Origin of the sequence: Niallia sp. XMNu-256, from assembly GCF_036670015.1 — a bacterium.
In the GTDB taxonomy this organism is placed as follows: domain Bacteria; phylum Bacillota; class Bacilli; order Bacillales; family Cytobacillaceae; genus Bacillus_BD.
Genome location: NZ_CP137636.1, coordinates 517265 through 528820, shown reverse-complemented (window position 1 = coordinate 528820; position 11556 = coordinate 517265). Strand labels below are relative to the sequence as shown.

11 protein-coding genes are annotated in these 11556 nt (G+C 37.5%); 5 read left to right on the top strand and 6 right to left on the bottom strand.

Translation table 11 applies throughout. The features are described from left to right. Nucleotides 1-362: 362 nt before the first annotated feature. The 6 genes from trpB to R4Z10_RS02620 all read right to left on the bottom strand — a co-directional run bounded on the left by trpB (nucleotide 363) and on the right by R4Z10_RS02620 (nucleotide 6583). Nucleotides 363-1532 (bottom strand): tryptophan synthase subunit beta, encoded by a 1170-nt coding sequence (gene trpB / locus R4Z10_RS02645; protein ID WP_338471690.1) that lies wholly within the window; start codon nucleotides 1530-1532, stop codon nucleotides 363-365. 526 nt (nucleotides 1533-2058) lie between these two features. After that, nucleotides 2059-3279: a hypothetical protein gene (locus R4Z10_RS02640; RefSeq protein WP_338471689.1), complete on the bottom strand. Its 1221-nt coding sequence runs from the start codon at nucleotides 3277-3279 to the stop codon at nucleotides 2059-2061. A gap of 17 nt (nucleotides 3280-3296) precedes the next feature. Further along, nucleotides 3297-4133: a hypothetical protein gene (locus R4Z10_RS02635; protein ID WP_338471688.1), complete on the bottom strand. Its 837-nt coding sequence runs from the start codon at nucleotides 4131-4133 to the stop codon at nucleotides 3297-3299. Further along, entirely contained in the window at nucleotides 4130-4819 is a 690-nt protein-coding gene (locus R4Z10_RS02630; RefSeq protein WP_338471687.1) for an ABC transporter ATP-binding protein, read from the bottom strand. Before R4Z10_RS02630 ends, R4Z10_RS02635 begins: the two co-directional genes overlap by 4 nt. An 11-nt stretch (nucleotides 4820-4830) precedes the next feature. Then, entirely contained in the window at nucleotides 4831-5205 is a 375-nt protein-coding gene (locus R4Z10_RS02625; protein ID WP_338471686.1) for a GntR family transcriptional regulator, read from the bottom strand. 244 nt (nucleotides 5206-5449) lie between these two features. Next, nucleotides 5450-6583, bottom strand: a complete 1134-nt coding sequence (locus R4Z10_RS02620) for an amidohydrolase (protein WP_338473144.1) — start codon at nucleotides 6581-6583, stop codon at nucleotides 5450-5452. A 424-nt stretch (nucleotides 6584-7007) separates the two neighbouring features. Between R4Z10_RS02620 and R4Z10_RS02615 the strand changes: the two genes are divergently transcribed. The 5 genes from R4Z10_RS02615 (at nucleotide 7008) to R4Z10_RS02595 (ending at nucleotide 11552) form a co-directional block, all read left to right on the top strand. After that, nucleotides 7008-8255, top strand: coding sequence for an MFS transporter (locus R4Z10_RS02615; RefSeq protein WP_338471685.1), 1248 nt, complete (start codon nucleotides 7008-7010; stop codon nucleotides 8253-8255). An 89-nt stretch (nucleotides 8256-8344) separates the two neighbouring features. Beyond that, nucleotides 8345-9502 (top strand): alanine--glyoxylate aminotransferase family protein, encoded by a 1158-nt coding sequence (locus R4Z10_RS02610; protein ID WP_338471684.1) that lies wholly within the window; start codon nucleotides 8345-8347, stop codon nucleotides 9500-9502. 248 nt (nucleotides 9503-9750) lie between these two features. Beyond that, nucleotides 9751-9945 (top strand): sulfur carrier protein ThiS, encoded by a 195-nt coding sequence (gene thiS / locus R4Z10_RS02605; RefSeq protein WP_338471683.1) that lies wholly within the window; start codon nucleotides 9751-9753, stop codon nucleotides 9943-9945. Nucleotides 9946-9948: 3 nt separating this feature from the next. Further along, nucleotides 9949-10752: a sulfur carrier protein ThiS adenylyltransferase ThiF gene (gene thiF, locus R4Z10_RS02600; RefSeq protein ID WP_338471682.1), complete on the top strand. Its 804-nt coding sequence runs from the start codon at nucleotides 9949-9951 to the stop codon at nucleotides 10750-10752. A gap of 20 nt (nucleotides 10753-10772) precedes the next feature. Continuing rightward, nucleotides 10773-11552, top strand: a complete 780-nt coding sequence (locus tag R4Z10_RS02595) for a thiazole synthase (RefSeq protein WP_338471681.1) — start codon at nucleotides 10773-10775, stop codon at nucleotides 11550-11552. The last annotated feature ends 4 nt before the right edge of the window (nucleotides 11553-11556 follow it).

Sequence of the window (11556 nt, the reverse complement as noted above, 5' to 3'; positions counted from 1 at the left end):
GAAATAGCTCCTGTAAGTAGTGTTCAATTTCCAGAGTTAATACTTGTCTTCAATATTTAACGGACCAAACAATATGATAATTGACGTTATACACACAGGTTCTAGCGTGGGTTAAATTTGTTTTACTGGATCCATTTTCCATATATATATTATACACAATAATCAAAAAAGGAACAACAGTTCGACTCTTTATACTATATGTATAGTTAATAATTAAAAAAAGGCGATTCATCTCCCTATTGAAATAGGGAGGATTCTCGCCGGTTATCCTAAATTGTTTAATTCAGCCTTTTAAACTCACTAGGAAAAAAATACCAGGCACCTTCCAAGATTATATGGATGGTATCCGGTATTTTTCATCTCTATTTTTTTAGCATTTCAAAAACCTGTTCAACGTCTTTATCTCCACGTCCAGATAGGTTAACAATGATAATATCATCCTTTGATAACTCTTTTGCCAATTTCATCGCATAGGCTACTGCATGAGAACTTTCAAGGGCAGGAATAATTCCTTCCTCTTGGGATAAGATTTGAAAAGCCTCCAAAGCTTCTTGTCCGCTTACAGGCACATATTCGCCTCTGCCGCTATCTCTTAAATAACTATGTTCAGGTCCAACACTTTGGTAGTCTAAGCCGGCAGCAATGGAATGTGTCGGTAATAGATTTCCATCTTTATCTTGCAATACATAGCTATTAAATCCATGTAAAACTGCCGGAACTCCTTTTGAAAGAGAAGCAGCTTCTGCAGGTTCTACCCCGATTAGACGTACATTTGGTTCTTCGATATAGTGAGCAAATGCACCAATCGCATTACTTCCGCCTCCAACACAAGCAACAACTGCAGTTGGCAGCTTACCTTCTTTTTCAAGAATTTGTTTCTTTGATTCTTTACTAATAACCGCTTGGAATTCTTTAATCATCTGTGGATAAGGATGTGGCCCAACCGCAGAACCGATTAAATAGAAGGTATTTTTGTAGTTTTGCATTAAATCACCTAATGCCTCATCTACTGCTTCTGCCAAGTGACCCTCACCTTTATCTACTGCCACCACCTTTGCTCCCAGCAATTCCATACGGAACACATTAAGAGCTTGCCTTTCCGTATCCTTTTTACCCATATAAATCACGCATTCCATGCCAAACAAAGCACATGCTGTAGCAGTTGCAACCCCATGCTGTCCTGCCCCAGTTTCTGCAATAATTCTTTTAATTCCCATTTTCTTAGCCACTAAAATTTGCCCTAAAACATTATTAATCTTATGAGCACCTGTATGATTTAAATCTTCACGTTTCAGATAGATTTTGGCTCCGCCAACTTTATTTGTTAAGTTTTCAGCGTATGTTAATGGGTTTTCCCGACCCACATATTCTTTCAAATAATATTCATATTCTTGTAGAAATTCAGGATCATTTTTATAACGTAAAAATGCCTCTTCAATTTGATCCATCGCTTTTTGAAGGTCTTCTGGTATAAAACTGCCACCGAATTCTCCATAATAGCCTTTTACCCTATTCTCTTCCATACTCGTCATATCTCAACTATCTCCTCTCTTACTTCGAAATAAATCTATTCTTTGTTAGTATAACAATTATTTATGAAAATTTTAATAGTTTCTATAAAGAGAAACTTCCATCAGTGTTGGGTTCTTTCGTCTCCCCACCGATGGTTAGTTATAACTAGCAACATGCTGGCCACATAGACATTTGCCGGAGGTGTATTTAGTCTGTGTTTTTATTTCTGAGCTTTACGGGCAGTGTTGACCCCCCCTAACTTCTTCTATTACACTAGGACTTTTAGGTGGAAGTCTTACTGCCGTTAAGTCTGATTAGGAGGATATAGAGGCCAGGTGCCTCCCATATGTGAAATAAAGGAAGGAAAAGCCGTGATTGTTTCCGTTCTATTAAATAATCTAGTTGATGAAGACAGCGGGAAAACTAGTGGAGGACCGAATCATTGAAATAATAGCCAATCATTAAAGCTACCATTAAAAAGAGCCAGGTACTCTCCAAACCGGAAGGTACCTGGCACATAGTTTTCTTTACTTACTAATTTTTCACTTATAGTGAATCAATTTCATTAAAATAAAGCCGATAGCCTTGTTGATTTTCCTTTTTATTTTTAACGACTAGTTTTCCTTCATATAATGACTTTCCAGTGTTTAAATCTCCGATTAACAAGGTATGTCCATCATCTGTTGCAGAAATCATATAGATTTTTCCACTCATGATTTTAATAAAGGGCGGGTTTTCATTATCTATACTCTGTTTTAAATGAAAGGTCTGTTTTCCAATCCATTTTTCTTTTTCCAAATCATATTGACTGACTTCAATCCCTTCATCTAATTGCATATACGTATAGATGGACGATTGAGAAATAATAGACATATCCAAAAGTGCTTTCATTTCGTCGGGAATCGCCCATTGTTTCACTTCGTCGTTTTCAATATTATATAGAAGGACTTCATTTGCGATGGTTTTCGGTTCGCCTTCAGTGCTGCTTGTAAATCCATCGCTTTGGACTTCCTCTGCTTCAAATGTCTCTAATTTAATCACATAATATTTTTGAGAAGTAATTGAGTTGTGCAATTCATTGATAATCACCATTTCTGTCCAGCTGTTTGATGCTGTTTCAAGGGAAACGATCGTGTCATTTCCAACGATTTGTTGCTCTTTCACATCAAAGGTATACACCTTTAAATCATTTCCGCCTTCCATTCCAAACCCTCTGACCAATAACTTTAGCTCATTATCGACCAGTTGAACATCCTCTATATTCATCCAATCATATTTTTCCAAGAACGGGACGTCTGTTTGAATGGAAAACGTTTCTCCTGAATTTTTATTTAAAATATCAATATCAAAGGCAATATTTTGTTTAGGGTAATCATGGAAGTTTCCCTTAAAACTCGCATACACCAATATACTTTCATTTTCAAAAAAATTAGATGGGATTAGATCCTTTCCGCGCATAAACTTTTTATGATCCTTAATCCAATCCTTAAAAATCGGTGAACTGTTGGCTGGCGAGAGTTGTTCAATAAATGAACGATCATAGGGATTAACGGTACCTTCAGTTGTGATTTGTAATGGCTGGTACATATGCCCTATTGAATAATCTCCATAAATCATAAGATCCTTTAGTTCTTCTTCATTGCCTGTTATTTTCTCAAACTCAATGTTTATACCTGCTTTATTAGCTAAACTAGCTTGTGTGTAAAAAGTTCCAATCACAACAACTGTGACAAGACTTAGAATGATTAATTTCCAATAACGTTTCATTTATAATATCCCTCCCATCAAACTCTTATTTTATTTCTGATCAGATAACTTCCAATCCATAGTGCACCTGCTAGAAGCAGTAAGATTACGACTACTTCAATGATAAACAGCTCAATTGGATAAAAATAATAACGAAGTACAAAGACATCAACTAAAATTGGAAGTAAAAAGATGAAAAGTGATAAAGCACAATAGATAATTCCATAAATAATTCCTTTTAAACGGAAAGAACGTTCAAATAGAACGGCTGTAAACACGATTAATACAGCTGTTATTCCAATCCCATAAGCAAGGACAAATTCAAAAAATGAGCGCGGAATAATAAGGCTTAAAATTATATTATTTTTGATTATTTCATAGATAGTCATGTCTGAGTAGAACTCGTTTGGAACCATCCATTTTACCACTTGACCTTCTAAAGGTAATAATAGTAGCTGTAGAGCGACAAGTCCGAAAACAAATAATAAAATGGTTGTGAATTTGGCTAAATATACATTCATCCGGTCAGTTGGCAACATTAACAATCGATAAATAAATGTATTTTTACCAAACCAATCGCGATACCAAATAAAAAAGACATAAAAGATTAACGCAGCAATACTTAGAAAAATCGGACTAATAAACCAAAGAGAATTGTTAGTGACATCGAACAATGTGAACGTCCCGTATTGATCTAGGAACATCTTCTTTGGCATAGATCCCCTGTAAATAAGGTCATCAACACGACTTAGGTATTCGCGAGACGATGTAATAACGGCAATCATCTGGAAAAGAATCGTGATCCCTATTAATACAAGGTAAATCCTTAGAAATCGATTCACTTCGAAATTCACAAGCTTTAAAAAACGATTCATCCTTTATACACCTCTCTCATCACATCAATCACCGATTTTCCTTCTGTTTCCCTAACCTCTTCTGTATCAAATTCTTTAATAACGACACCGTTATCAAGCAGTACGACCTTATCGATTAAATGCTCAATGTCGTTAATTTCATGAGTAGTAATAATGACGCCGCGATCTTCAATTAAATGACTAGTAAATACGTTTGCGATTTGCTCCCGGCTGAAAATATCAATCCCTGAAAAAGGTTCATCCATTAACACATAATCAACATCTAATGCTAACCCAAGCAGTAGATTGACTTTGGCGGCATTCCCTTTTGATAGGTCAGAAATTCGATCACTTTCTTTTAGTCTGAAAAATTGTAGAAGTTCACTTGCCCTGCTTTGATTCCAGCTATCGTAAAAGTCAGCCATAAATGTAAATGCATCACCGATTTTCATCTGCGGTAACATCGTAATGGCATCAGGGATAAACGTAATTTTCTCGTAGCTTGTTTTTTTAAGAGGCTGTCCGTCAATAAGAATTTCTCCGTCATTAATTGGTGTTAAGTTCATAATGGCTTTCATAACTGTTGTTTTCCCTACGCCATTTATTCCAATTAAACAAGTAATCTTTCCTTTTTCTGCAGTAAATGAAACTCCTTTTAATACTTGTTTCCGACCAAATTTTTTGGTAACATTTTTGACTTCTATCACGGTTCTCCCCCCTATTCTTCCCTGTGATTTTCATAGTTTCTCTTTACTAAATCAAGCGCTTCATGTAATGGAATGTTAATGGTACGAACCGAATGAACGAACGTATCAACCGCCTCTACAATCAATTCCTCTCGTACCTTCCTAACAATTCCCTCATCCTTTGTAATCCGACTAGGCAAATTCCCTTCTGTAAAAATCAATCCTTGTTCCTCCATTTCTTTATACGCCCGCTGCGCAGTATTAGGGTTAATTTTCAGTTGGTTTGCTAGCTCTCTTCTTGATGGAATTTCCTGACCCGGTTGGAAAAAGCCTTTAGCGATTTGTTCTTTAAAATGCTGAATGACTTGCACATAAACAGGATCTCGATTGTTAAACTTGACGTTCATAGGAACCCAACTCCTAAACCATAGTGTGTTGTATTAAGTGGTTAGTACAGTGAAAATAAAAAAATGTTCAATTAACCAATGTTTCTGTTAGTGTATCACTAAATTAATACACACAAGCTGTACTACAACCTTCATACACCTTAAATTGTATTATACGCCTAATACACCACTTGTCAATGTAAAGGTTACCTTTTTTTAACAAAAAAAAAATAAAAACCCCTCTGAACGAGGGGCTTCTGTTCAATTATTCATGATTTAAAACATTCACGGCCAATGTGGCAAAAAACTCGGAAGCTACTTTAATCGCGTCCTCATTTAAATCAAATTCGGGGTGATGCCATTCTCTCGGTCCGTCTACTCCCACCCACACAAAGAATCCGGGAATAAAGTTTTGATAGTAAGCAAAGTCCTCCCCTGCTGAGGTAGGTTCGGCATCGACTACTTCATATCCAGCCTCTATGACCGATTCACGGACAATGCTCTCATATTCTCTTGCATTATTTACAACAGGTGCATAGGAATTCCACTGAAACTCAACCGTTCCTCCATTGCCTTCTGCCGTGGTTTCTGCTAATTTCTTCATATAACCGGGGATGACCTCACGTGCTTCTTGTTGAAAGGTTCTTACTGTTCCTTGAAGCACTACTTTTTCAGGGATTACATTCCACGTATTTCCCCCATTAATACTCGTAATGCTAATCACTGCATTATGAAATAAATCAATTCTTCTTGCAATAATGGACTGTACATTTGTTACATATTGAGAGGCTATGATAATGGGATCAATCGTGTGATGTGGAATACCCGCATGACCACCTATTCCATTAAACGTAATTTCAAATTTATCGACACTTGCCATTAACCCACCAGATTTCACACCAACTGTTCCTACTGGAAGGTCAGGTTTATTATGCATCCCAAAAATCGCTGTTACATTCTCTAAAACCCCTTTATCTACTAAATACTTAGCACCTTGAGCAATTTCTTCAGCAGGTTGGAAAATAAAGCGGACCGTCCCGTGTAATTGTTCCTTATTTTCGTTTATAAGTATCGCTGCCCCTAAAATCGAAACCGCGTGAAAATCGTGGCCGCATGCATGCATTTTTCCATCGATCTCAGAACGGAAAGAAACTTCTGTTTTTTCATAGATAGGCAATGCATCAATATCTGAACGAATCGCTATTGTAGGACCATCCTTTTCTCCCTTTACTTCGGCAATAACGCCAGTTTCTAAGTCAAAGGAGAGAATCGTGATTTCATTTTCTTTAAGCCATTTTTTCAAATGCTCCGTAGTATTGTACTCCTCAAAAGGAAGTTCAGGATTGCGATGTAAGTACCTTCTTTTCTCAATTAGATCGCTTACAAGTTCGTCAGTCATCACAAACATCGTTTTCTTCACCCATTCCTAATTTTTCTATAAGATTCCTAAGTAACTAAAACCTTAATTAAAATTCAATTCTTTATTAACTACAAGATCTTCTCTATCAGAATATTGAATTCATTTTAGAATACAAAGAATCTAATATCAAGTGATTTAGTAGGATTAATGACTAGTAGTTGTATTAAAAAGGTGAAATAATTTTTTAAAAAAATAGATTATGTTGAATATGAAATTTACTACTAAGATGTAATCGGTATCTTTATTCAACTTTAAACTAAAACACATTTATACATAGGTAGAACTGGATTAGTAGAAAAGCGCCAACTGGCTGGGTAATCAAGCCTCTAATTACGTTATAATAGAATAACACCTAAATTTTGTACTATTAAAATTATTTAAACATTTAAAGAGAGGGAACACGATGAATTTATCTAATCAACTTAATCAAATTCAAAAAACAAGGCCTCGTCCAAAGCTTCGTCAACAATCAACCTCGATCGTTCTGTTGATTGGAATTATTTTTATTGCGGTTAACTTAAGGGCACCTTTAACTTCAGTAGGACCGTTAGTAGAAACGATTCGTGATCAGCTGCATATATCAAATACGATGGCTGGGATGATAACGACGCTACCATTGATAGCTTTTGCACTTTTTTCGATGTTTGTTCCAAGATTAACACAACGACTTGGAATGGAAAGGGTTTTATTTTTTTCAATCATTATTTTAACGTTTGGGATTACCTTACGTTCAATTTCAGGAATTACTTACTTATATATAGGTACAGCGATTCTAGGGCTGGGCATTGCAGCTTGTAATGTGTTGTTGCCGAGTATGATAAAAAGAGAATATCCTGAAAGAATTGGACTGATGACTGGCGTTTATTCGGTTTCAATGAATCTAAGTGGGGCCATCGCTTCTGGGGTTAGTGTCCCGATTGCGTTTGGATTAGGTTATGGATGGCAAGGCGCCCTAGGGGTTTGGGGGATTTTGAGCTTTCTATCGATTTTATTTTGGTTGCCTCAAGTATTAAAGCGTTCTAATCAAACACCTAAGGCCGGGATCCATCATCAAACGACAGATCATGGAAGGAAAGTATGGCGATCTTCACTTGCCTGGCAGGTTACTATTTTTATGGGATTGCAATCCATGGTTTTTTATATTCTTATTACATGGCTCCCTGAAATCTTGAAGGGACAAGGATTTTCCCCGGACCAATCAGGCTGGTATCTATCGATCATGCAGATGGCTGTACTTCCCGTTACCTTTATTGCACCGATCCTCGCTGGTCGGATGTCTAACCAACGACTTTTAGTCATCATAACATCAAGTAGTCTTTTAACGGGAATTCTTGGATTACTTTATGGAAGTATGAATTTTATTGGTTTATGGGTCGTACTATTAGGTATGGGAAGTGGTTTTTCTTTTAGTCTAGCAATGATGTTTTTCAGCCTGCGTACCGAAAATGCTAAACAAGCTGCAGAATTATCTGGGATGGCTCAATCTGTTGGATATTTACTCGCAGCAACTGGACCAACACTTTTCGGTTATTTGAATGATATCACTGGAAGTGCAACGATCCCGCTTCTCCTATTAACGGGTGTGACCATCGCTTTAATGTTGGTCGGTCTAGGTGCAGGTAGAAACAGAGTAATCCATGCAAATGGATGAGGGATCATTCTCGGATTGCCATCTTTTCCCTAAACACTTATTTTGGGATATAATTAAACTACAATTCTAATAATGAAGGGGGATTCTTTATGTATCGTAATATTCTAAGACATCCTGGACCCACACCTATACCGAAAAGGGTAGAGCTTGCGATGGCCCAGGATATGATTAGTCATCGCACACCCGAATTTGTCAATTTGTACCAAGAAACAACCCAGCGTGTCAAACCGATTTTTGGAACGAAACATGATATTCTACTTCTTCCATCAGGGGGAACAGCCGCTTTAGAGGCAGCTGCAGTCAATACGGTTTCTCCAGGTGAAGAGGTCGTTGTTATCACAGTTGGTGCCTTTGGAGATTATTTCGTTTCGATTTGCGAAAAATATGGCTTTCACGTACATAAACTTGAAAAGGATTGGGGCGAGGCATGTACGAAAGAGGACCTTATTGAGTTTTTGAAACCTTTATCCAACATCAAGGCTGTTTTTGCGACTTATAATGAAACTTCAACAGGAATTTTAAATCCAATTGATCAATTGGGCGAAGTCGTTCGCACTCATAGTGATGCTCTTTTTATTGTCGATGGAGTTAGTGCGATTGGAGGAGCTCCTGCCCAAATGGATGATTGGAATATTGATATTTTAGTAACAGGCTCACAAAAAGCAATGATGCTTCCTCCGGGACTGGCGCTATTAAGCGTTAACGACCGAGCATGGAAAGTAATCGAGGAAAATCAGACTCCTGCCTATTATTTAAATCTACTCAGCTACCGTGAATGGGCTTCAAAAGGAATGACACCAAACACACCAGCGGTTTCACTCATTATGGGCCTCTCAGCTGTATGTGATTTAATTGATGAAGAAGGCGGTTTCTCGAAAACTGTAGAACGCCATCTATTAATGAAAAATATGGTTCGGGAAGCAATGAAGGCTCTTTCGATTGAATTGTTGACTGATGATGAACATGCTTCACCAACAATCACTGCCATCAAGACACCTCAAGGTCTTGATCTCCCAACCTATTTGGGCCATTTAAAGACCAACTATCATCTTGATTTTGCGGGTGGACTTGGACCATTGCAAGGGCAAATTTTCAGGTTTGGGCATATGGGCTATTGCTTCCCTAGCGATGTTCTGGAAGCCGTTTCCCTTATCGAAGCTGGATTGCAGGACTTTTCTTACTCCTTTGAATCCGGTGCAGGTGTAAAGGCGGCACAAAATGTATTTTTAACCTCATTAAGAAAATAACAATTAAGTAACACGAAAATTATAATTACTAATAATTAGTGAGACAGAGGAATAGTTCCATCATTTTACTTGTCGTTTAGGGTTTACCTTAGTTTTCAATATTGCCAACCTGTTGACAAGTTTTATAATATTATATATAATTTAGATAATTAAATTAATAAAGGCAAAGCACAAAATGGGGAGCACCACCGAAAGGGTGTTACTTCGTTTTGTGCTTTTTTTATGGAAAAAGAAAGGGGAAGAGAAATTTGAAGGTAAATGGAATGGTTGAACCATTAGAGAAAGACCAAACGCTATACGAATATTTAACGTTAAAAAACTTCGATTTAACGAAAATTGCAGTTGAACGGAATGGTGAGATTGTACCTAAGACTGAATATGAGACTGTGCAACTCCAAGATCAAGACACATTAGAAATTGTTAAATTCGTAGGAGGTGGTTGAGCCATGAGAGTAACGATTAATGGAAAAGAACAGACAATAACTGAACAGACCGCATTCAAAGTAAGAGACAAGTTTGGAAATCCAGATGATATTGTCATCCTCAATGGTTTCCAGATTGCCGAGGACAGCCAACTCTCTGAAAATGATTATCTATCAATTATCCAAAAAGGGGTCATGCCTAAAAAAGAGGAATTAGAGAGCATGATGATGGCCCGCCATACCCCAAATGTTCACAACAAGGTTAAAAATGCGAAGGTAGCAATTTGTGGATTAGGCGGGTTAGGATCCAATATTGCTGTAATGCTTGCTCGAATTGGTGTCGGGCATCTGCTGCTCGTTGACTTTGACATCGTTGAGCCCAGCAATCTTAACAGGCAAAGTTATTACGTAAGGCATTTAGGAATGCCTAAAACATTAGCTCTTAAAGAGCAGATCGAAGAAATCAACCCATTTATTAAAATAGATACCGAGTTTGTGAAAATCACTGAGGAAAATGTCGTTGAACTTTTCAACGACGTGGACATCATTTGTGAAGCATTTGATAAAGCCGATCAAAAATCGATGCTCATCAATACAGCGTTAAGCCAACTGCCTAATAGTATCGTTGTGGCTGGTACAGGATTGGCTGGATATGAAAGTTCCAATTTAATTCATACGAGTAGACCAATGAAGCGATTATACGTATGCGGAGACTTAGAAAATGAAGCAAGTATAGGAAAAGGCTTAATGGCACCTCGGGTTGGCATTTGTGCTGGTCATCAAGCAAATATGATTCTGCGTTTATTAGTAGGAGAAGAAGAAGTTTAAGAGAAAAGGAGTTTTAATACATGGAAAAGACATTAACTAAGGATCCATTAATTATCGGAGGACACGAATTTCAATCCCGTTTCATTTTAGGTTCAGGGAAGTTTTCACTAGATATGATGAAGGCTGTTATTGAATATGGCGAGGCGGAAATTGTCACCCTTGCTCTAAGAAGAGCCAATACGAACGAAGAAAATATCATTGATTATATTCCAAAAAACATCACCTTGCTTCCAAACACTTCAGGAGCAAGAACAGCAGAAGAAGCTTTACGAATCGCCCGCCTTTCAAGGGAACTAGGCTGTGGAGATTTCGTTAAAGTAGAAGTCATTCAAGATTCAAAATATTTACTGCCAGATAACCAAGAAACCGTTAGGGCGACAGAAATGCTTGCTAAAGAAGGATTTATTGTGCTTCCTTATATGTACCCTGATTTATATACAGCAAGAGCCCTAGTCGATGCTGGCGCTGCCGCTGTTATGCCACTAGGCGCACCAATTGGCAGCAATAAAGGTCTATGTACTAAAGAATTTATTCAAATTTTAGTCGATGAAATCAATTTACCAATCATTGTCGATGCTGGAATTGGCCGCCCTTCACAAGCATGTGAAGCAATGGAAATGGGTGTTGACGCAATTATGTGTAATACCGCAATTGCAACCGCCAATGATGTGTCCATGATGTCCCAAGCATTTAACCAGGCCATCAAAGCAGGGCGTGCTGCTTATTTAGCTGGATTAGGACGTGTGCTTGATTTTAAAGCAGAAGCATCAAGTCCATTGACAGGATTTTTGGAGGATTAATAGA

What these genes read in the sequence shown, in the direction of transcription:
- trpB (WP_338471690.1), bottom strand. Translation starts at nt 1,532, where the DNA reads ATGACGAGTATGGAAGAGAATAGGGTAAAAGGCTATTATGGAGAATTC.
- R4Z10_RS02640 (WP_338471689.1), bottom strand. Translation starts at nt 3,279, where the DNA reads ATGAAACGTTATTGGAAATTAATCATTCTAAGTCTTGTCACAGTTGTT.
- R4Z10_RS02635 (WP_338471688.1), bottom strand. Translation starts at nt 4,133, where the DNA reads ATGAATCGTTTTTTAAAGCTTGTGAATTTCGAAGTGAATCGATTTCTA.
- R4Z10_RS02625 (WP_338471686.1), bottom strand. Translation starts at nt 5,205, where the DNA reads ATGAACGTCAAGTTTAACAATCGAGATCCTGTTTATGTGCAAGTCATT.
- R4Z10_RS02620 (WP_338473144.1), bottom strand. Translation starts at nt 6,583, where the DNA reads ATGACTGACGAACTTGTAAGCGATCTAATTGAGAAAAGAAGGTACTTA.
- R4Z10_RS02615 (WP_338471685.1), top strand. Translation starts at nt 7,008, where the DNA reads ATGAATTTATCTAATCAACTTAATCAAATTCAAAAAACAAGGCCTCGT.
- R4Z10_RS02610 (WP_338471684.1), top strand. Translation starts at nt 8,345, where the DNA reads ATGTATCGTAATATTCTAAGACATCCTGGACCCACACCTATACCGAAA.
- thiF (WP_338471682.1), top strand. Translation starts at nt 9,949, where the DNA reads ATGAGAGTAACGATTAATGGAAAAGAACAGACAATAACTGAACAGACC.
- R4Z10_RS02595 (WP_338471681.1), top strand. Translation starts at nt 10,773, where the DNA reads ATGGAAAAGACATTAACTAAGGATCCATTAATTATCGGAGGACACGAA.